The sequence below is a fragment of the Streptosporangium sp. NPDC050855 genome (assembly GCF_044456585.1).
Classification (GTDB): Bacteria; Actinomycetota; Actinomycetes; order Streptosporangiales; family Streptosporangiaceae; genus Streptosporangium; species Streptosporangium longisporum.
Genome location: NZ_JBITFY010000014.1, coordinates 109,151 through 129,596, shown reverse-complemented (window position 1 = coordinate 129,596; position 20,446 = coordinate 109,151). Strand labels below are relative to the sequence as shown.

The 20,446-nt window shown below is 74.6% G+C and carries 16 protein-coding genes; 8 read left to right on the top strand and 8 right to left on the bottom strand.

Annotated features, from left to right (window positions below):
- Positions 1 to 4: 4 nt before the first annotated feature.
- Complete coding sequence (locus tag ACIBCT_RS26680) at positions 5 to 1,519, bottom strand: alpha/beta hydrolase family protein (protein ID WP_399193009.1); 1,515 nt, start codon at positions 1,517 to 1,519, stop codon at positions 5 to 7.
- Between the two features lie 140 nt (positions 1,520 to 1,659).
- Between ACIBCT_RS26680 and ACIBCT_RS26675 the strand changes: the two genes are divergently transcribed.
- From ACIBCT_RS26675 to ACIBCT_RS26660, 4 genes are all read left to right on the top strand, one after another.
- Complete coding sequence (locus tag ACIBCT_RS26675) at positions 1,660 to 2,787, top strand: exonuclease SbcCD subunit D (RefSeq protein ID WP_399193007.1); 1,128 nt, start codon at positions 1,660 to 1,662, stop codon at positions 2,785 to 2,787.
- Positions 2,788 to 6,942, top strand: coding sequence for an AAA family ATPase (locus ACIBCT_RS26670; RefSeq protein WP_399193005.1), 4,155 nt, complete (start codon positions 2,788 to 2,790; stop codon positions 6,940 to 6,942).
- A gap of 183 nt (positions 6,943 to 7,125) precedes the next feature.
- A complete protein-coding gene (locus ACIBCT_RS26665; RefSeq protein WP_399193003.1) occupies positions 7,126 to 7,677 on the top strand; it encodes a DinB family protein in 552 nt (183 codons plus the stop codon).
- 155 nt (positions 7,678 to 7,832) lie between these two features.
- Entirely contained in the window at positions 7,833 to 8,201 is a 369-nt protein-coding gene (locus tag ACIBCT_RS26660) for a VOC family protein (protein ID WP_399193001.1), read from the top strand.
- Positions 8,202 to 8,302: 101 nt separating this feature from the next.
- Here the strand turns inward: ACIBCT_RS26660 and ACIBCT_RS26655 are convergent, their stop codons facing one another.
- On the bottom strand, positions 8,303 to 8,776 hold the full coding sequence (locus ACIBCT_RS26655; RefSeq protein ID WP_399193000.1) for a VOC family protein: 474 nt from the start codon (positions 8,774 to 8,776) through the stop codon (positions 8,303 to 8,305).
- A 186-nt stretch (positions 8,777 to 8,962) separates the two neighbouring features.
- On the bottom strand, positions 8,963 to 9,595 hold the full coding sequence (locus ACIBCT_RS26650) for a TetR/AcrR family transcriptional regulator (protein WP_399192998.1): 633 nt from the start codon (positions 9,593 to 9,595) through the stop codon (positions 8,963 to 8,965).
- A 95-nt stretch (positions 9,596 to 9,690) separates the two neighbouring features.
- On the opposite strand from ACIBCT_RS26650, the gene ACIBCT_RS26645 reads away from it, so the two are divergent.
- Positions 9,691 to 10,914 carry a winged helix DNA-binding domain-containing protein gene (locus ACIBCT_RS26645; RefSeq protein WP_399192995.1) on the top strand — a complete coding sequence of 408 codons (1,224 nt, stop codon included), beginning with the start codon at positions 9,691 to 9,693 and terminating at the stop codon, positions 10,912 to 10,914.
- Between the two features lie 98 nt (positions 10,915 to 11,012).
- On the opposite strand, the gene ACIBCT_RS26640 is transcribed toward ACIBCT_RS26645, so the two are convergent.
- A complete protein-coding gene (locus ACIBCT_RS26640) occupies positions 11,013 to 11,486 on the bottom strand; it encodes an Lrp/AsnC family transcriptional regulator (RefSeq protein ID WP_399192993.1) in 474 nt (157 codons plus the stop codon).
- A gap of 110 nt (positions 11,487 to 11,596) precedes the next feature.
- On the opposite strand from ACIBCT_RS26640, the gene ACIBCT_RS26635 reads away from it, so the two are divergent.
- Positions 11,597 to 12,010, top strand: coding sequence for a DUF2000 domain-containing protein (locus ACIBCT_RS26635; RefSeq protein WP_399192991.1), 414 nt, complete (start codon positions 11,597 to 11,599; stop codon positions 12,008 to 12,010).
- 4 nt (positions 12,011 to 12,014) lie between these two features.
- Here the strand turns inward: ACIBCT_RS26635 and ACIBCT_RS26630 are convergent, their stop codons facing one another.
- Positions 12,015 to 12,437: a YkvA family protein gene (locus tag ACIBCT_RS26630; RefSeq protein ID WP_399192989.1), complete on the bottom strand. Its 423-nt coding sequence runs from the start codon at positions 12,435 to 12,437 to the stop codon at positions 12,015 to 12,017.
- A gap of 128 nt (positions 12,438 to 12,565) precedes the next feature.
- Between ACIBCT_RS26630 and ACIBCT_RS26625 the strand changes: the two genes are divergently transcribed.
- Positions 12,566 to 12,754 carry a hypothetical protein gene (locus tag ACIBCT_RS26625; RefSeq protein ID WP_399192987.1) on the top strand — a complete coding sequence of 63 codons (189 nt, stop codon included), beginning with the start codon at positions 12,566 to 12,568 and terminating at the stop codon, positions 12,752 to 12,754.
- A gap of 101 nt (positions 12,755 to 12,855) precedes the next feature.
- Positions 12,856 to 13,761: a DMT family transporter gene (locus ACIBCT_RS26620; protein ID WP_399192985.1), complete on the top strand. Its 906-nt coding sequence runs from the start codon at positions 12,856 to 12,858 to the stop codon at positions 13,759 to 13,761.
- A gap of 159 nt (positions 13,762 to 13,920) precedes the next feature.
- On the opposite strand, the gene ACIBCT_RS26615 is transcribed toward ACIBCT_RS26620, so the two are convergent.
- The 3 genes from ACIBCT_RS26615 to ACIBCT_RS26605 form a co-directional block, all read right to left on the bottom strand.
- Positions 13,921 to 17,046, bottom strand: a complete 3,126-nt coding sequence (locus tag ACIBCT_RS26615) for a chromosome partitioning protein ParA (protein ID WP_399192983.1) — start codon at positions 17,044 to 17,046, stop codon at positions 13,921 to 13,923.
- A 624-nt stretch (positions 17,047 to 17,670) separates the two neighbouring features.
- The gene (locus tag ACIBCT_RS26610) at positions 17,671 to 19,164 is read right to left on the bottom strand and encodes a hypothetical protein (RefSeq protein ID WP_399192981.1); all 1,494 of its coding nucleotides are present in this window, start codon (positions 19,162 to 19,164) and stop codon (positions 17,671 to 17,673) included.
- On the bottom strand, positions 19,154 to 20,371 hold the full coding sequence (locus tag ACIBCT_RS26605; protein WP_399192979.1) for a hypothetical protein: 1,218 nt from the start codon (positions 20,369 to 20,371) through the stop codon (positions 19,154 to 19,156). The genes ACIBCT_RS26610 and ACIBCT_RS26605 overlap by 11 nt, the downstream gene beginning before the upstream one ends.
- Positions 20,372 to 20,446: the final 75 nt, after the last annotated feature.

Here is a 20,446-nt window from a genome sequence, read left to right as displayed (position 1 = left end):
GTCCCTACAGGGGGAAGGAGAACAGGCCGTAGTAGGCCGCGGCCACCAGCAGCAGACCGGTGCCGCCCAGTGCCCCGGCCACGGCGAGACTCTGGGGACGCGAGGGCTGCCAGCCCTCGCGCAACCCCTCGACGACGGCCGCCACGCCCGTGACCTCCTGCAGCAGCATCAGCAGCGCCAGGATCCTGATGACCAGCCATCCGGCCAGTACCGCGGGCCAGGCCCCGGCCTGGTTGACCGAGAACAGCACCAGCAGGACGATGAACGCCGGCACCGAGACCAGCAGCCCGACCCCGGTCCACGCCATCCGGCGGAAGCGGCGGCGGATCGGCGGCCAGATGCGGGCGTTGGTCTCCGCGGCCGCCCGGCCGCGGATCCGGGCGGCCATCTCGGCCACCGGGCCGACCACGTAGCCCACCGCCGCCAGGCAGAGCGCCAGCCCGATGACCGTCCCCCCGGCGTACCAGGGGGCGGCGGGCACGTCGCTGGCCTCCAGGCGCTGGACCGGCGTGGCGCCGGCGATGTGCACCGACGGCGTGGCCGTGCCCGGCAGCCCCCGGATCCAGTTGGCGAGCGTCTGCAGGTAACCGGGGGCGAAGGGGCCGCCGTGCAGGCGCATGCCGTGGTCGGCGCCCCGCAGGTAGCGGATCGTGTAGTTCGGGTTGCCGCCCTCGGTGAGCGCGCCGGTCAGCGCCTTGCTGCTCTCCACGAACGGGATCGACGGGTCACGGGTGCCGTACAGGGCCAGGACCGGCTGCCGCATCTGGCGCAGCGCGGGCAGGCCGTCGTAGCGCAGGAAGTTCATGTCGACGGCCCCCATCGCCCGGATGAGCAGCTCGCGTACCCCGGGCGGGGCGTACAGCCGGTCCAGCTGCTCGCCCAGCGCCCACGTCACCTGCCGCATGGGGGAGACGTTGGGGGCCGACACCAGCACGGTGAACCCGACCTCGTCGCTCTGGGTCGCGGCGATGGGCACCACCCAGCTGCCCTCGCTCACCCCCCACAGCCCCACCCTGGCCGGGTCGACGTCGGCGCGCCCGCGCAGCTCCCGCAGGACGCGCACGGCGTCGCGGGCCAGCAGGGCGAAGTCACGGTGCCGGAAGTCGTAGCCCACGGTGCGCTTGTCGTAGGCGAGCGTGACGATGCCGGCCCTGGCCAGCCACTCGGCCTGGCTGGTGAACTCGCCCCGCGTCCCGGCTCCGGCCCCCTGTACGAAGACCATCGCCGGGTGCCTGCCCGGGGTGAGCGGCGCGCGGATCGTGGCCCGCAGCGGCGTACCGTCCTCGGCGGTGACGGTGACCTCGCTGACGCTGATCCGCGCGGTCGCCGCGACCGGCACGACCTCGGCGGACGGCTGCGGCGGGAGCGTCCGGAAGACCGGGTCGACGCGCAGCGGCGTCGGGTCGAACGACGGCGGCAGCGTGTAGCCCACCGTCGCCAGGGCGACCAGGATCAGGCCGGCGGCGACGCTCAGAACGCCACGGCCGGCCTGCAGGCCGATCCGATCCCCGTTCGTCACTCGCCTTTACGCCCCCGCTCTCCGGTATCGTTCCCTTCGATCTTCAAGCCTACTCACGACCCCGAACCCCCGACAGGGCGGGGGATCCGCGTGACGCGAGTGGCCACATTTGTCGCTGAGTCCTGTTAGCTTCGTGCGACATGCGGGTGCTGCACACATCGGACTGGCATCTGGGCCGCTCGTTCCACCGGGAGAGCCTCCTGGCCGCCCAGGGCGTCTTCGTCGACCACCTGATCGAGACGGTCAGGTCGGAGCGGATCGACGTGGTCGTGGTCTCCGGTGACGTCTACGACCGGGCGCTGCCCTCGGTCGACGCGGTCGAGCTGTGCAACCAGGCGCTGCGCCGGCTGGTCGACGCCCGCGTGCGCACCGTGCTGATCAGCGGCAACCACGACTCGGCGCGCCGTCTCGGCTTCGGCGCCGAGCTCATCGACGCGGCGGGCGTCCACCTGCGCACCGACCCCGCACGCGTCGGCGAGCCGGTCGTCATCGACGACGTCGCCTTCTACGGCATCCCCTACCTGGAGCCCGAGCTGGTGCGGGTGGCCTGGGAGCTGCCCGAGCGCACCCACACCGCCGCGGTCGGGCACGCCATGTCGCTGATCCACGAGGACCTGCGGCGCCGGGGCACCCGGTCGGTGGTCCTGGCCCACGCGTTCGTGACCGGCGGGCAGGGCAGCGACAGCGAGCGCGACATCAGCGTGGGAGGCGTGGCCCACGTCCCGGTGCGGGTCTTCGACGGCGTCGACTACGCGGCGCTGGGCCATCTGCACGGCCGCCAGCGGATGAGCGAGACCGTCCGCTACTCCGGTTCCCCCATCGCCTACTCCTTCTCCGAGGCCGGTCAGGTGAAGGGCTCCTGGCTGGTCGACCTCGGCCCCGCCGGGTTCGAGGGCGCCGAGTTCGTCGAGGCGCCGGTGCCCAGGCCGGTCGCCCGCCTCACCGGCCGCATCGACGACCTGCTCACCTCGCCCGAGCACGCCCGCCACGAGGACCACTGGCTGCAGGTGACGCTCGTCGACCGGATCCGGCCCAAGGGGGCGATGGAACGGCTCCGGGCCCGCTTCCCGCACACGCTCGCCCTGTCCTTCGAACCCGAGGGCGGCCCGGACGACGTCGTGACCCGTCCCCGGGTGGCCGGGCGCGCCGAGATCGACGTCGCCCTCGACTTCGTCCGCGAGGTACGCGGCGAGGCCGCCGACCCCGAGGAGACCCGGCTGCTGCGCGAGGCCGTGGAGGCCTCCCGCACCAAGGAGGCGATGGCGTAGATGCGCCCGCACCGTCTGTGGATCAGCGCGTTCGGTTCCTTCCCCGGAGAGGAGCAGGTCGACTTCGACGCCCTCGCCGAGGCCGGGCTCTTCCTGATCCACGGCCCCACCGGCGCGGGCAAGACCACCGTGCTCGACGCGCTCTGCTACGCCCTGTACGGCAGGGTGCCCGGCAGGCGCGACAGCGCCAAGAGCCTGCGCTGCGACCACGCGCCGCCCGGCCGCGGGCCCAGCGTGGCGCTGGAGGTCACGGTCAGGGGCCGCCGGCTGAAGATCACCCGATCCCCGGCCTGGCAGCGCCCCAAGCTCAGGGGCACCGGCACGACCAGGGAGAACGAGAAGGCCCTGCTGCAGGAGCTGTCGCCGGGCGGGGAGTGGGTGGGGCTGACCACCCGGATCGACGAGGCGGGGGAGTTCGTCGGCACCCTGCTCGGCATGAACGCCGAGCAGTTCCTCCAGGTCGCCATGCTGCCCCAGGGGGACTTCGCCAAGTTCCTGCGCGCCGACGGGGAGGACCGCCGCAGGGTCCTGGAGCGCCTGTTCTCGGTGAAGATCTACGCCACCGCCGAGTCCTGGCTCGCGGACAGGCGTACCGAGGCGTTCCGCGAGCAGCAGGCGCTGCGCAAGGAGGTCGACTTCGCCGTCAAGCGCCTGGAGGAGGCCGCCGGCCCCGTCCTGACCGCCGCGCTCGCGGCCGGTACGTCCTCCACGACGGGAGCCGCCGCGCAGGACGCGACGGGAGCCCTGTTCGAGGTCGCGACGGAGCCATCGGCCAAGCTCCCGGCAGGGTCGCAGGCAGGGTCGCAGACGGAGTTCCCGGTGGAGGACGACCCGGTGGCCTGGGCCCGCGCGCTGGAGGAGCTCGCACGGCTGGAGGTCGCGCGGCTGGACCCGCGGGACGCCGGGAGCGAGGACGCCGTACGGCGGGCACGCGAGAGCCTGGAGCGCGGCGCGGCACTCGCCGACCGGCGCCGGCGCCACGCCGAGGCGCTGGTCAGGAGCCGCGCGCTGGAGGAGACCGCCGAGGAGCGGGCACACCTGGAGGCCGTCCTGGAGGAGGCGACGGCGGCCGACCGGGTGCTGCCGCTGCTCCAGGAGGCCGAGCAGCGCGCCGCGACCGCGGCCAAGGCCGAGAAGCTGGCCGCCGAAGCCGTCGCCCGTGCCCTTCCCCTGCTCGACGCCGCCGGGGTTCACGACGCGTCCCCGGCCCTGCTCGGCACCGGTCGCGACGGCCGGGACGCCGACCATGCCGACGACACCGACACCGACACCGACGACGCCGACACCGACACCGACACCACCGACGGCCCCGGCGGCCCCGGCGGCCCCGACGACGTCCTGGACGTCCCCCGGGCCGCCCGCGATGCCGCCGACGCGCACCGGCGCGGCGCCGTGCTCGGTCACCTGGCCGCGCTGGAACGCGACCGCCAGAGCGAGATCACCCGGCTGGGGGAGCTGCGCGCCGAGGAGACGCGCCTGGCGGAGATCGAACGGGAACGGGAGCGCGCCGGCCGCGAGATCGGGGAGCTGGCCGCCGCGCAGGCCGTGGCCGACGCCCGCCTGGAGGTCCTCCCGGAGCTCCGGCGCGAGGTGGACGAGCGCCTCACCTCCGCCCGCCTGGACTCCGCCCGCGTCCCGGCCGCCGAGTCGGCGGCGGAGGCCGCCGTCACCCGGCTGCGGGCCGCCGAGCAGCGCGACCGCCTCGCCACCGAGCTGGCCGCCGCCCGCGCCGGCCTGGCCTCCCGCCTCGCGACCCTTCCGCCCGACCTCGGCGAAGGGCTCGGCCGCGGGCTCGGCGACCGCTTCGGCGACGGGCTCGACGACCGTTTCGGCGACGGTTTCGGCCACGGTGGCGCCGACGGGCCGGACGACGTCCGCGCGGTCCTCGCCGACGGTGAGAGGGAACGCCGCGAGGAACTGGCCGGGCTGGAGGGGCTGCGGAGCGAGGAAGCCCGCCTGGCCGAGCTCGACACCGAGCTCGACGGGCTCGGCTCCGAGTTGCGCGAGGCCGCCCGGACCGAGGCCGGGATCCAGGAGACCCTGCGGGGACTGCCCGCCGCGTCGGCGGAGGTGGCCACCCGCCTGGAGGAGGCCAGGGCGGCCGCGGCGCGCGTCCCGACGGCACGGGCCGAGGCCGAGACGGCCGGCGTGGTGCTCGGCGCGGCACGGCGGCGCGAGGTGCTGCGTGCCGAGCTGGAGACCGCCCAGGCCGTCCGGGCCGAGGCCGTCGACCGCGCCCAGCGGCTCCGCGACCGGCACCAGGACATCCGGCAGGCCAGGATCGACGGCATGGCCGCCGAGCTCGCCGCCAAGCTCGTCCCGGGTGAGGCGTGCGTGGTCTGCGGCTCGCCCGAGCACCCGGCCCCGGCCGCCGCGGCCGACGAGGCGCCCACCGCCGAGGACGAGCGCACCGCCCAGGCCGACCTCGAGACGGCCATGGAACGGCGCCGGGCCGCGGAGACCGACGTCACGGCCCTCTCCCTCCGCCTGGAGGAGGCCGTCGCCACGGCGGGGGAGCGGACCGCGGAGGAGGCCGAGCTGAGCCTCGCCCAGGCCGAACGGGCGCTGGCCGCGCTCCGGGAGGCCGCGGGCGCCGAGGAGACCCTCGCCGCGGAGGCCGGCCGCCTGACCGCCGAGCTGGACACGGCACGGGAGACCGCCGCCGAGGTCGCCCGGCGCCTGGCCGAGGGCCGGGCCCGCCACGCAGCCCGGCAGGCCGAGCGCGAACGCCTGACCGGCCGCCTGGACGCGGCCCGGGGAACCGACCCCACGGTCCAGGCCCGCCGCGACCGGCTGGCCGCGGAGGCGGCGCTGCTGTCCGCCGCCGTCGGCGCCGCGAGCCGCGTCGTCGAGGCCGTCGCCGCCCACCGCGAGGCGAGCGAGCGGACCACGCTGAGCGTGCACGAGGCCGCCTCCGGGCTCGCCGAGGCGGAGCGGGCGCTGGCCGCGCTGCGGGAGTCGGCGGGCGCCGAACCCGAGCTGGCCGCGCGGGCGGGCGAGATCGCCGCCGAGGCCGACCTGCTCCGGGAACGCTCGCGGGAGCTGGCCGTCGCGCTGGCCTCCCGCCGTACGGACGTCGACAGGCTCGGCGCCGAGGCAGGACGGCTGGCACGGCGCATCGACGAGGCGCGCGGCCAGGACCCGACGCTCTCGGCCCGGCTGGACCGGCTGGCCGACGAGGCCGCGCTGCTCAGGGAGGCCGTCGAGGCGGTCAGGGACGAGCGGTCCACCGCCGCCGAACTCGTCGCGGCCCGCGACCGCGCATCGGCCGCCGCCGTCGAGGCGGGGTTCCTCGATCTCGACGACGCCCGCGCCGCGGTCCGCCCTCCCGCCGAGCGGGAGGCCAAGACGGCCCGGTTGCGCGAGCTCGCGACCGAGAGCGCCGCGGTCGCCGCGATGCTCGCCGACCCCGAGCTGGTCGCCGCCGCCGCCGAACCCGAACCCGACCTGTCCGCCCTGCGCGAGGCGCGCGACGCCGCGGACGCCGCCCACGCCCGCCTGCTGTCCGAGCGCAGCCAGGCGGCCGCCCGCCTCGCCCGGCTGACCGCGCTCCGCGCCGAGCTGGACGCCTGCCTGGAACGCTGGCGTCCCGCCGCCGAGCATCACCGCCTGACCGAACGGCTCGCCGCGCTGACCGGAGGCAACTCCACCGACAACCGGTGGAACATGCGGCTGTCGTCGTACGTGCTCGGCGAGCGCCTGCGGCAGGTGGTCGAGTCGGCCAACGAGCGGCTCGACCACATGTCGGGCGGGCGCTACCTGCTGGAGCACAGCCGCGACCGCACCGCGGGGGACCGCAGCAGGTCCGGCGGCGGGCTGGGCCTGCACATCCTGGACAGCTGGACGGGCGTGGGCCGCGACCCGGCGACGCTGTCGGGCGGGGAGAGCTTCATCACCTCCCTGGCGCTGGCGCTCGGCCTGGCCGACGTGGTCACCGCCGAGGCCGGGGGAGCGGACATCGGCACGCTCTTCGTCGACGAGGGCTTCGGCACCCTGGACGAGGACACCCTCGACGGCGTGCTGGACATCCTCGACGGGCTGCGCGACGGCGGCCGCGCGGTCGGCATCGTCAGCCACGTCGCCGAACTGCGCACCCGGGTGCCCGCCCAGCTGCACATCCGCAAGGAACGCCGAGGTTCGACCGTCCGTCAGTGATCCGGTCCTGCTGTGGGCGTTAGACTCGCCGCCCGAATGTGGACGAGGAAGCCGTACCGGCCACGACGCCGGGCTCCGGCCGCCGCCCCGCGAGCGACGCGGCCGGGCGGCATGGCGGGCTCTCCGCGACCGGTCGGGCCGTCAGGCGCGGCGCCGGTTCCGCCAGGTCCGATAATGATGGATATGACCGGCGCACGCAGAAGAGCTGAGATGTTCGTCGACCCCGAGCACGACCATCGGTTCGGCACCTCCGCCACCGCCGGCGAGCGGAGCATGCTCGTCGACGTCCTGGCGGCCCAGCGTACGACCCTGCGGTTGAAGTGCGCGGGCCTGGACACGGAACTGTCCCGGCGCTCCGTGGAGCCCTCCACACTCTCACTGCTCGGACTGGTCCGGCACCTGGCCGATGTGGAACGCCGCTGGTTCCGGCGGGTGTTGGCCGGGCAGGACGCGCCACCGCTGTTCTCCTCGGAGGCCGACCCCGACCGGGACTTCGACGGCGCGGTGCCCGATCCCGCCGTCGTCGCCGAGGCGTGGGAGGCGTGGCACGCCGAGGTGGCGTTCGCCACCGAGTTCGTCACGGGCGCGCCCGACCTCGACATCGTGGGCGAGGACTCGTGGCGGGGGACCGTGTCGCTGCGCTGGGTGCTCATCCACATGATCGAGGAGTACGCCCGGCACAACGGGCACGCCGATCTGCTGCGCGAGCGGATCGACGGGGCGATAGGCGTGTGAAATCGGGCACCCGCATGCAGGCCGTCCCCTCGCGCCGAGACCGGGCGCCACATTCCGGCCCGCGCCGTGCCGTCCGGCGCGAGAGACCGCATGATCGTGATCTCCTCGGGCATGACGCCCCCATGCGCGGACGTTCAGGGTCACGGTCGTGGGGTGTGGTGCTCGACGCACCCGAGGCGGGGGAGCTCGCACGGTTCTACGTGCGTCTCCTCGGGTGGAAGATCACCACGGAGGAGTCGGAGTGGGTGGTGGTCATGCCGCCCGACGGCGTCGCCTACATGGGCTTCCAGACGGAGTCGGATTACGTGCGGCCTGTCTGGCCGGCCACCGACGGCCGCCAGCAGATGATGATGCACCTCGACCTGGAGGTCGACGACCTCGAGGCCGCGGTCGCGCACGCCGTCGAGGCGGGGGCGACGCTCGCCGACCACCAGCCACAGGAGACGGTACGGGTGCTCCTCGACCCGGCCGGGCACCCCTTCTGCCTCTACCTCGACACATCCGCGGACGGAGGGCCGGAGTAGCGGCCGGTCGGCGTGCGGCCCCGGACCGGCACGTCATCCGGGGCGCGGATGGTCCGGGGAGGCATTCCCGGCCGCCCCGCACCGGACGGATGCGTCGGCGGTCAGCCGTTGTACGGGGCGGCGACGTCGAGGATCCAGGTGACGCCGAAGCGGTCGGTCAGCATCCCGAAGCCCGGGGCCCACTGCGACGGGCCGTACTTCTCGATGACGTCGGCGCCCTCGGCGAGCCTGTCCCAGAGCGCGCCGACCTCCTCGACGGTCTCGCCGCGGACGGACACGAAGAACCGCTCGCCGGTCAGCGTCATGCCGTGCTCGCGGGTGGTGGCGGCGGGTGCGGCGGCGGGTGCGGCGGCGGCTGGTGCCTGGGAGGGCACGTCGTAGGCCATGACGGTGAAGCCGTTGTCGGCCGTGACCTGGCCGAAGACGATCCTGTCGGCGTCGGGCATCTCCTTCGGCATGCCGAAGTCGCCGTACGCGACGGTGGTGAGGTGACCGCCGAACACGGTCCGGTAGAACTCCAGCGCCGCGCGGGCGTCGCCGCGGAAGTTCAGGTGGGTGGTGGTGGTGATGGCCATGACGGCTCCTCGGTTCGTTGGTGACGGGTTTCGGGCGCGGTCGGGCGCCCGGCCTGCCCGGTGACGAGAACGGCGTCGGCCGGGAAGGACGATGTGGGGTGAGAAGGTTCCAACGCCGGAACCGGCCGGGTGGCCGGCGCGCCGCCGATCGGATCGTCCGGGTGGCGCGGGTCGTTCGAGGCGCGGTTATCCGAGCAGCGCGGGCATGATCACGCCGTCGACCAGGGTGACGAGGAACTCGCGGTCGAAGGGCCTGCGCTGGACGAGCGCGCGGTAGGCGGCCATCGTCGGGACGACCCGGGAGAGCGTCTCGATGTCGGCCGTCGCCGGGATTTCGCCGCGGTCCACGGCACGGCGCATGAACGCGAGGTGCGCGTCGGCCCACGGCTTCACGAGCGCGGTGTCGGCGGCCCCGGCGAAGGTGGGGTCGGTGGAGATCATCGAGGCGAGCGCGGTCATGATCCTCAGGGTCCGCTCGCCCTCCTCGATCGTCTGCGGCCTGTAGAGGGCCAGGAGGTCGCCGCGGAGCGTGCCGGTGTCGGGCAGGTTCCCCACATCGGCCTTGCCGGACTTCATCCGGGCGATCGCGTCGACGACGAGCTCGCCCTTGGAGGACCAGCGCCGGTAGACGGTGGCCTTTCCCGCCTTCGCCCGTGCCGCGACCATGTCCATGGTCATGCCGGAGTAGCCGACCTCGGCGAGGACGTCGAGGGTCGCGTCGAGAATCTGGGCGTCTCGCGTATGGTCCCGCTTCCTGCCGGTACGTCCGGTCTGTTCGGGCGGGGATGTGCCGTCACCGTCCGGCGTGCCTTCCGTCATGGTCCACCTCCTCTCTCGTCAAAGAAACGATACCAGCCAGTATCGGAACTGCCAAGTTCCGATACTGGGTAGTTTCGAAACTTGAAGGTCTCGATATGCCCGTCATCAGGGACCGGCTGTGGCACCATGGCGCGATGCGCCATATGTCCGACGACGAACGCCGCGCCCGACTCGCCGTCCGGCACGCACTGGCCCCGGCGTTCCGCGTCGGTTCCCCGCAGGCCGCCACCCGGGCGATGACCGTGCTGCACGCCACCGAGCCCGCGACCGTCCACCTGTCCTGCCGGGCGCGCGTCGCGTCCCTCACGCTCGCCGACGTCGACCGGGCCCTCTACGACGACCGCGACCTCGTGAAACAGCTGGCCATGCGCCGTACCCTCTTCGTCTTCCCGCGCGACCTGCTGCCCGCGGTGTGGCCCAGCGCGTCAGCCCGGGTCGCGGGCAACGAACGGGCCCGCATGGCCAGGGACGTGGTCAGGGCCGGGCTCGCCGCCGACGGCGACGACTGGCTCGACCGCGCTCGCGCCGAGGTCCTCGCGGCGCTCGCCGACACGCCCGACGGCCGCTCGGCCCTGGAGATCCGCCGGGCGGTACCGATGATCGACGTCAGGGTGACGGTCTCACCGACCGACCCGTGGTCGGCGTCGCGCGTCCTGACCCACCTCGGCGCCACCGCCGACATCGTGCGCGGCGTCAACGCCGTCCGCTGGTACACCTCGCGGCCGCGCTGGACCCTGATGCGGCACTGGCTCGGCGACGTCCCCGCGACCATGAGCGCCGACGACGGCTACCGCGAGATCGTGCGCCGCTGGTTGTACTCGTTCGGGCCCGGCACCGTGGACGACCTCGCGTGGTGGCTGGGAGCCACCAAGACGGCGGTACGGACGGCACTCGCGGCGCTCGACGCGGTCGCGGTCTCCCTCGACCGGGGCGCCACCGGCTGGGTGCTGCCCGACGACCTCGACGAGACCCCCGACCCCGGCCCGTGGGCGGCCCTGCTGCCGGTGCTCGATCCGACCGTCATGGGCTGGCAGGGACGCGACTTCTACCTCGGCCCGCACCGCGACCGGCTCTTCGACCGCCGGGGCAACGCCGGCACGACCGCCTGGGCCGACGGCCGGGTGGTGGGCTGCTGGGTACAGGACGACGCCGGTGTCGTACGGGTGCGGTTGCTGGAGCCGGTACCGGCTTCGGCGCGCCGAGCCCTCGACGACGAGGCGGCGCGCCTGACCGAATGGCTCGGCGGTTTCCGCGTCCCGACCGTCTACGGCTCGCCCGCGATGAAGGCCCAACCGCCCGCCGACACGACTCCGCTCTAGGACGGCGGCCCCGGTTCCCCGGTCCCGTCCTCGTGACGGCCGGGCGCCGCGGGGAGGCCGTGATCGCCGGGCCGTGACACGGCCGACGAGCCGGTGGCTCACGCCGGGGGAGGAGGCTCCGGGAGCCTGCTCAGCACGGTGTTGTGGACGCGCTGGAAGATCACCGACGTGCGGAATCCGGCGATCTCCCGGCGCTTGCTGAGCCGGTCCAGGAGGAAGGCGTGCAGGTGGTCGAGGTCCTGGAGGGCGACGTGGAGGAGGAAGTCGTCGCCACCGGCGAGCACGAAGACGCTGACCACCTCCGGGAGCCGGGCCACGGAGTCCTTGAAGGTGTCGATGACCGTCCGGTTCAGGGGGCGGACCTGAACCGACACCATGGCCTGGACGCCGCGGTTGAGCGAGGCGTGGTCGATGTCGGCGTGGTAGCCACGGATGACGCCGCGCCGGGTGAGCGCGCGCACCCGTTCCAGGCAGGTCGAGGGCGCCACGCCGAGTCTGCGGGCGAGCTCCCGGTTGGACTGCCGCGCATCTGTCTGGAGAAGCCGGATGATCTCCGTATCAAGTTCGTCCACGCTCGCATTCTCCTCCCGATTCCGGCCGTTCGTTCGCCCGGACGCTCCGTACGGCACGCATGTGACTAGCTTCGACGGCGAATCGGTGTTCATCTGAAAAGGAGTACGTCGTGGTTCTGGCGACGAAGCTGGTCCTGGTGGTCCGTGACGGCCTGCCTGCCGCGCTGGCGGTGAACGCCGCCGCCGTGGTCGGGCTGAGCCTGGGAGGACGGCTGCCCGATCCACCGGCGGCGGAGGGGAAGGACGCCTCGGGCGGGGTGCACGCCGGGCTGAACCCCCACCCCGTGCCCGTGCTCACCGCCTCCGGTGACCGGCTGCGAGAACTCCACGACCGGGCCCGTGCCCGGGAGGATCTGATCACGGTGGGTTTCAACGAGGTGGCCCGGCACGCCCGCGACTACGACGACTACCTCACCGCGCTGGCCGCGACGCCGGGGGAGGACGTCGAGTACGTCGCCGTCGCGGTGTACGGCCCGCGTAAGCGGGTCACGGCGCTGACCAAACGGTTGCCGCTCCACGGCTGACGCGTCAGGCGCCGGGGCCGGGGCCGGAGGGGCCCAGCCCGGTGAGGCGGCACAGCGCGTCGAACCCCGCGGGGGTGCCGGGCCAGTGACCGCGTACCGCCTCCAGCCCGGCCCGTCGCACCACGCCGCGCAGGACCGCGGTGACGACGATGGCGTCGTCGGCGTAGCCCAGCACGGGGATGAAGTCCGGGATCAGGTCGATCGGCATCGCCAGGTAGAGCATCAGCAGGCCGAGCCGGACCCGCACGCCGCGCGGCAGGCTCTCGTCGGCGGCCAGCCGCCGGAGCAGGCGCAGCAGGTCGGGCAGGATCCGCAGGGCCTCGCGCAGCAGCCCGGCCTCGGGGCGGACGACGAGAAGCGCCACTAGCAGCAGCAGCCACCCGGCCACCAGCGCGACGCCCACGCCGAGTGCGACGTCCCACCACACGGTGCCCCTCCCGTCCCCACCCGCTCGTCCTCGCCGGACCGTGACGATCGGACCGGCGCCGACATGACCCGGTCGCGACCGGCCCGGTCGAGGCCGCGGCCATGGTCACGGCCGGTCCGATCGCGAGCATGACCACGGTCATGGCCGGTCGGGTCGAGGCCGCGGCCATGGTCACGGCCGGTCCGATCGCGAGCATGACCACGGTCATGGCCGGTCGGGTCGAGGCCACGACCATGGTCACGGCCGGTCCGATCGCGAGCATGCCCGAATCGGTCACGGCCATGGCCGAAAACCGGTTGCTTCCCCCGGAAGAATGACAGATGGCACGCGACCTCGCTGACGAGACCCTCGGTGGTCCCGGCGCGTTCCAGCGTGATGTCGCGTCGATGGCGTATGGCCGGAAAGCAGGAGAACAACCGTGATTCCGCCGATCGTCGATCCCCCTGCCGCGAAGCGACGCGAACCGCTCCGGGTCGTGGCCGCCGGGCTGGTCGCCGTGGTGCTCTGGGCCTCCGCCTTCGTCGGCGTCCGGGCGGCGGGCACCGACCTGTCGCCCGGAGCCCTCTCGCTCGCCCGGCTGACCATCGGCAGCCTGGCCCTCGGTGTGTTCGTCCTGGCCCGCAGGGAGGCGATGCCCTCGCGGAGCGATCTGCCCCTGCTCGTCTTCTACGGCTTCCTCTGGTTCGGCGTGTACAACGTCACGCTCAACTGGTCGGAGCAGCTGATCGACGCCGGTACCGCGGCCATGATCGTCAGCCTCGGGCCGGTCCTCATCGCGCTGCTCGCCGGTCTCGTCCTCAAGGAGGGCTTCCCCAGGCCGCTGCTGATCGGCTGCGCCGTCGCCTTCTCGGGGGTCGTCGTCATCGGCACGGCCACCGCCTCGCAGAACGTCTCGGCAGGGCTCGGCAGCCTCCTCGCCCTCGTGGCCGCCATCACCTACGCGGCAGGGGTCGTCTCGCAGAAACCCCTGCTCGACAGGTCGTCCGTCCTCGTCATCACCTGGCTGGGATGCGTCATCGGCGCGGTCTTCTGCCTCCCCTTCACACCGCAGCTCCTCGACGAGCTGCCCCGGGCGTCGACGTCCGCGATCACCTGGACCGTCTACCTCGGCGTCTTCCCCACCGCCGTCGCCTTCACCGCCTGGGGGTACGCCCTGTCCCGCTCGACGGCGGGGCGGATGGGAGCGATGACGTACCTGGCGGCCCCGCTGAGCACCCTCATGGCCTGGCTGCTCCTCGGGGAGGTGCCTCCGTGGGCGGCCCTGGCCGGAGGCGCGCTCTGCCTGACCGGAGTGATCATCAGCCGTCGCGGACCACGGCCGTGACACCGGGGAGCGGCCCGGCGCACCGTCGCCGGGACACCTCCCCGCCGTTCTTCCCGGGCAGTTCCCCGCCGTCCTCCCCGAGGATGCCCCCGCCGTCCTCCCGGGGTCACTCCCCGCCGTCCTCCCCGGGGGCCGCTCACTCTCCTGCGGACGGCCCGCTCACCGGCTCACCGCCGCGGCCAGGGCGCGCACCCGGGCGGCGTGACCGTCGTGACCGATGACGACCGGCGGCTCGTTGTACGGCATGGCGTCGGAGGAACGGCGCAGCTTGACGTACTGCCCGCAGGCGTCGACCGCGTAGGGCTCCATGTCGTCCTGGAGCGCGCCGATCACCGTGATCCCGTACGTCTCGCCGATCCGGCGGAACAGCGCCACGGCCTCCCTGCGGTGCTCCTTGCCGAGGTTGCGGCCCAGCTCGTCGAGGACCAGGCACAGGTGCCCGCCGCCCGAGGACGCGATCGCCGCCGCGCAGACCAGCTTCACCGCCTTCTCGTCCATCAGCGCGGTGTTGGCCCGCCGGTCGTACGGCACGAACCCCTGGCCCTCGCCCCGGCGCCACTTGGGGGTCACCCGCCAGGCCCAGCGCTGCTCGGGATCGGCGGGAGCGGGCGGCACCGGGAACTCCAGCGTCGCCCCGTACCCTCCGTAGGAGGTGTCGAGCCTGTCGAACTCCTCCGCCACCCGGGCCAGCCGCGCCCTGATCGCGGCGGTCAGCGCGGCCCGGTGCGCGGCCGTGGACCGGGCGGCCTCCTCCGCTCCCCGGGTCGCGGCCGTCAGGTCGCGCTGCCGGGTGACGATCTGCGTCTCGATCTGGCGCCGCCGGTGCCGCTCGTACTCCTCCTGCCCGCGCAGGTAGGAGGCGAGCGCCGAGCAGACACCGGGGAACGTGGCCTGCTCTCGCGCGGTACGCCCGGCACCGGGCGCGGCCCGCTCCCTGACCAGGAACCGCAGCTCCTCGGGCATCTCCTCGTCCTCGCCGGGGAAGGTGTCGCGCAGCGCCTCGTCCAGCCGTCGCTCGGCGGCCCGCCACCACTCCTCGGCCGTCAGCGGGCGCTCCTGCTCGTCCAGGGCGTCCAGCCAGCCACGGGCCCCCTCGGCGGTGCCGCCCCACTCCCCGGCCAGCGCGTCCAGGCCGAGCGCCTCGCGGTCGGCGGCGATCCGCGCCGCCTGCTCCGCGGCCTGGTCCCGGTCGGCCTCATGCCGCGCCCGGTGGCCCTCCAGCCGCTCGACCTCCATGGTGCGCGTACGGGACCGGAAGTCCAGCGAGCTCACCCGGCGCTCCGCCTCGCCCGCCTTCGGCGCGATCGCGGCCAGCGCCTCGGCCAGCTCGATCAGCGCGTGCCGCCGCTCGGACAGCCGCCGCTCGATGTCGGTCAGCTGTACGGCCGCCTTGGCGCCCTCCAGCCGCCTGCCCGCCTCGGCCACCGCGTCCTCGGCGGACCGCACGGCCGCCGACGCGCTCTCCTGGACGTCCCGGGCCCGGTGCAGACGCTGCTCGGCGGCCTTGATCCTGGCCTCCCTGCCGGTGACCGCCACCTCGAACGACCCCACCACGGTCACTCCGGCGGCGCTGACCAGCACCGAACCGGGCAGCGCGTCCAGCGCCCGTGCCGCGGCCTCCAGGTCGGCGGCGTCGACGATCACCGCGTGCTCGTGCGGCCACCCCCGAGCCCCCGGCGCGGACGGTGCCCGGCCGTCGCCGTCGGGCCCCTCCTGGTCGCGCGCCTGCTCGGCGACGTCGATGGCGTCGAGCAGGCCGGTGCCCCCCACGCCCGCCTCGGCGAGCGCGTTCAGCTGGGCCGCGGCCGGACCGCCCTCGGCGTCGTCCAGCGCGGCCCTGGCCCCCTCGCTCTCGCGGTCGGCCACGCCCAGCGCCTTCAGCGCCTCGTTCAGCCGCGTTCCGGCCGCGGCCAGCTCGGCACCGGCCGTGGTCACGTCACGCCCGTCGGCCAGGCGGCGCTGCTCCTCCAGGCCGGGGATCCAGCCGCGCAGCTCGTCCACGGAGTTCTCCGCCACCGCCCGGTCGGCGTCCAGCTTCGCCGCGTGCGACTGCAGGTCGGCGAGTTCCCTGCGGGCCTGGGCCAGACCCCGTTCGAGCGTGTCGTCCTTGAGCGTCGCGATCTCCGCCCGCACCTCGCCGATCGCCTCGACGGCGCGGTCGCCCGCCGCCCCAACCCGCTCCAGCTCCACCGCCAGCGCCTCGTCCCGCCGTGCCGCGTCGACGAGCCTGCGCGCCAGCCGTCCCCGCCAGCAGCGCAGGGCCTCGGCCAGCCGGACGCGGGCCCGGTCGCGCCGGTCGAAGGTCTCCAGCAGGGTGCGGGACTCGTCCTCGAACTCGCGGAGCAGCTCCACGGCCCGCGTCGCGCGGACCCGCCGGGCGTGCTCGTCGCGCCGGGCCTCCCGCTCCTGGTCGAGCTCGGCGTCCAGGCCGGTCAGCGCGGCGATCGCCTCGAAGACCCGCTCGGGGGAGATCTCGTTGAGCGGCTGGGAGAGCAGGTTGGTGGCGACCTTGCTCCGTACCGAGGTGGACAGGAAGGACACGCATCTGACCCGGTCGCCGTACAGGAACCTGGTCAGGTCGCGCGCCACCACGTCGCGGCGTCCGGCCGAGCGGGGCAGCGCCGCCCAGAGCTCGTCCGCCCGCGCCACCCGTTCCGCCTCAGAGGCGGCCGAGGCCAGGTGGATCCCGGGGACCCATCTGATCTCCAGGTGGGGGGCCTCCTGGTTGACCCGCAGCCACACGGTGACGGCGTCCAGCGAGTCGTCGCGCGAGGTGTCGCCGGACGAGGTGTCGCCGGGCGGGACGTCGTGCGCCGGGTGACGCCCGGGGGCGTCGTGCGGGACGTCGTCGGGTGCCGGATCGGGCGGTGCGAAGACGCCGATGATGTAGCCGTGGTCGGCGCTGGCCCAGGTCCGGCCGCCACCGCCCGCGGCGAGTTCGGCGTTGAACAGCAGCTCCGAGACCGACTTGGCGCCGGAGGCGAAACGCCACTGCTCGTCCCCGAGCAGCGCGGTGATCATCGCGATGAACGACGACTTGCCCGCGCCGTTGGAGTCCTTCGGCCCGGCACCCGCGACCACGATGAGGGTGCCCGGCACGGTCGGCACCGGGTGGGTCGAGAGCCGGGAGATGTTGACCGGTTGCACGGCGACCAGCACCCGGTCACCCACCACGTTCTCCGTCGGCGCGCCCGCCCGGACGTCCACGGAGACCAGGGTGGCCTGCGTCCCGGCCGAGACCCCGGAGACCGCGGAGACCCCGGGAATTCCGGTCGGAGCGGGCACGTCACGGGCCTCCGTGGCCCGAGCGCCCCTGCCCCGCCCCTTCGTCGCGGGGGCGGACCCGCCAGGGGAGGTCGTGGCCGGAGCGGGCACGCTCGGGGACGCCGCGGCCGGAGCGGGTACGTCCCCGGGCTCCATGGCCGGAGCGGCCTCGGCTCCGGAGGCGCCCCTGTCGGGGGGCGCGCTCCTCGCGCTGCTCCCGCGTGAGCCCTTCGCGGCCTGGTTCCGCTGGTCGGTCAACCCCGTTCCCCTCTTCCATCGTGTTCACGGCTCCTGCGTTCTGCTCACGACATCGGAGCCCGTCCCGGCGGTACTGCGCCGGTCGCCGTCCCGGACGCCGTTCGCTCCGGGAGGCCGTCCCGGGACGCCACCCGTCCCGGGACGTCGCCCGGTTCGGCACGTCACCCGGTGGCCGTCGTCACCGGCTACCGGACGGTGCCGCCGGACTCGTGTCGCTCGCCCGGTGCCGCCCCCGCAACGGCCCTCGGCGGTCGCTCGCCAGGTGCCGTCGCACCGGGACGGCGGCCCGCCGCACCAGGGTGGCCCGTCGCACCAGGGTGGCCCGTCGTGCCAGGGTGAGTCGTCGTGCCGCGGTGGCCCGTCGTGAAGTGGCCGGTTCACACCCTCTCATCGCCGGGCCGCCCGTACGGCCGCGGCCAGCGGTGTGTGCGGACCGGCGGCGAGGATCAGCTCCTCCTGAAGGCGGCGCCTGGCCTGCGGGGTCAGCCGGTGGAACTGCGGACCCGGCACGTAGCCACCGGCCTCCTCACCCGCCTTCACCTGGGTCACCAGGCCCGCGTGCCGCAGGACGCGGAGCGCGGCCTCCAGCTCGCCGATCGGCAGCCGGGTGTGCCGTCGCAGCTCGTCGACCTGGGCGGGGAACGGCGACAGCCAGCTGTCGGAGGGAAGGAGCCCGTCGGCCCGGGGGATCGCCACCGAGTGGATCAGCACCAGCACCAGCACCGCCCGCTCGGCCTGGCCCAGGACCGGGCCCATCCCCGCGGTCACGCCGTCCGCGTACCCCGACGTCCACGTCTCGCGCTCGTGGATCAGAACCCGGCCGCGGCGCTCCAGCATCCCGGCCAGCGTGTGGCGCAGCGCGGGCTCGCGCAGCGCGGGGAAGCGGGCCTCGTGCACCGGCTCGGCCGCGTGCTCCACCGCCATGAACGCGGCCACGATCTCGGCCCTGCGCCGCTCGTCGAAGGGGCCGAGCAGGTCCTCGTCCACGTTCTCCGGAGCGCTGACGCTCGGGGCGGCCTCGAACTCCCCGCCGGGTCCGCCGAAAGCGTCGTCACCCAGGGCGCCGGCACCCTCGCCGGGAGCACCGTCACCGGGACCCCCGCCGTCGGGAGTCCCGCCGTCGGAAGCCCTGCCGTCGGGAGCGTCCTCGCCGGGGGCACGGTCGTGGAGAGCGTCGCCGTCGGCGATGACGGGACGGTCGTGAAGAGCGTCGCCGTCGGCGGTGACGGGAAGGACCGCCGGACCTCCGCGCGCCTCCTCACCCGAGGGCAGGCGGCGCATCAGCTCGCGCAGTTGGGCGTGCGACGACGCCGGCCACGAGGCGCACCGGGGACCGAGCCGGACATGGCCGTCGGCGACCTCCAGCCAGGCCGAGTCGTGCAGGCGGCGCAGCGCGCCGATCGCCCAGTTGCGCATCAGGTCGTCGCCGCGCCCGATCAGTGCCCGGTACGCCGACAGCACGTCGTCCATCGGGGCCGGGACACCGGGCCAGGGGTCGGCGGACAGGTCGGTCCAGCAGCAGCGCAGCGCGGCGGCCAGCACCCGCCGGGTCTCCCCGGATCGTTCCACCGCGACCGGCGTGACCTGGTACTCCTCCAGGAGCGAGGGGGTCGCGCCGTCCGGCCAGACCGGCAGCGCCAGGCCGGTGCCGTCACCGCGTCCCAGCCGCGCCATCCCCGGCGGAGCCGGTCGCCCGGTGCCGAGCCGGAGCGGACCCCCGGCCCGCGCGCGGACGTGCGCCACCTCGGGCCGCTCGGGAACGGATTCCGTCACGAAGGGCCCGACGGCCGCGGCCCCGGCCGCGGAGCCTCCGGAGCCTCCGGTGTCACCGGCCGCCCCGGCGACCCCGGTGACCGGGAGGGCGTGCGGGTCAGTCGCCACCGCCGGTCCTCTCCAGCCGGCCGTGGGAGAGCCAGGCGGGCTCGGCCGCGGGATCGGCGGTGAGGCCGTCGGACCAGCGCAGCCGGTACGGGGAGTCGGGGCGCAGATCGGCCGCGACCAGGTCGGCCAGCAGGCGGCGGGCCGAGACCCACTCGCCGTCGGCGGTGAGCAACTGCTCCAGCCGGGCCGAGGAACGCCCGGCCAGCGCGGCCTCGGCCACCGAGGTCAGGTGGTCCAGGCCGCCGGTGCCTGGGTCGTAGGTGTCGGCGGGACCGGGGTCGGGCAGGGCCGAACGCGGGGGAGTGGGCTGGGCGGGGGCCGGGCGCGGGCTCTCGTCCACGGCCCGGACGATCGCCGCCGGGTCGTGCCAGGGAGCGGGGGCGTCGAAGACGAAGCCGTCGAGCACCGCGGCCAGACGCTCCTTGCTCGCGGTCTGGGCGAACGTGCGCCAGGTCTCCGCGGGGAGCAGCGTCAGGTTCCTCGTCGTACCGGCGGAGTCGGCCAGCCGTCCGGCGGCGCGGCGCGAGGCGTCGCTGTAGGCGTAGATCGCGGCGCGCAGCTCGGTGCAGGTGCGGTCCAGGTCGGGCCAACGGTTCAGGATGGTCCCGTGCAGGCTCTGCGCCCGCCGGGTGATCTCCTCGGTGCCCCAGAGCTTGGGCGCCTGCTCGCGCAGCTCCTCGATGGTCCCGCCGGTCAGCGTGATCAGCTCCAGCGCCCAGAGGCGGAAGGCGCGCGAGAGGTTCTGCGCGCTGGTGCGGGCCTCCTCCATCGTCGTGGCAGGATCGGCCACGTTGAGGTCCTCCAGCGCGAGCAGCCGGTGCATCTCCGACTGGCCGCCGTCGTCCATCATCCGGCGGATGAACATCAGCCCCACCACGCTGGTGAAGGAGGCGCGGTAGCGGAGCTGGTTGGGCTTGGGGAAGACCTCGCGGATCGCGCCGAGGCCGCGCAGCACCCGGAGCCGGTTCTCGAACCGGTCGAGCGGGTAGGCCCGGCAGACGTGGCGCATCTGCTCGTGGGTCAGCCACTCCTCGCCGGCCTCGGCGAACGCCGCGAACAGCGTCTCGGCGATGTCGACGAGCGCCGGGTCGTCCACCACCGCGCCGCTGTCGCGGGCGAGCGCCGCGAACATGCGGCGGTAGGTGGAGAGCACGGCCTCCTCGGTGAGGGCCGAGTCGAGCGTGATCTCGTGGTTCGTCTCTGGCACGCGCCCTACCGTAAGGCCTGCGCCCGACATTCCTGGCCCGTACGGGCGGACGTGCCCGGCCCGTGGCGCGGGACA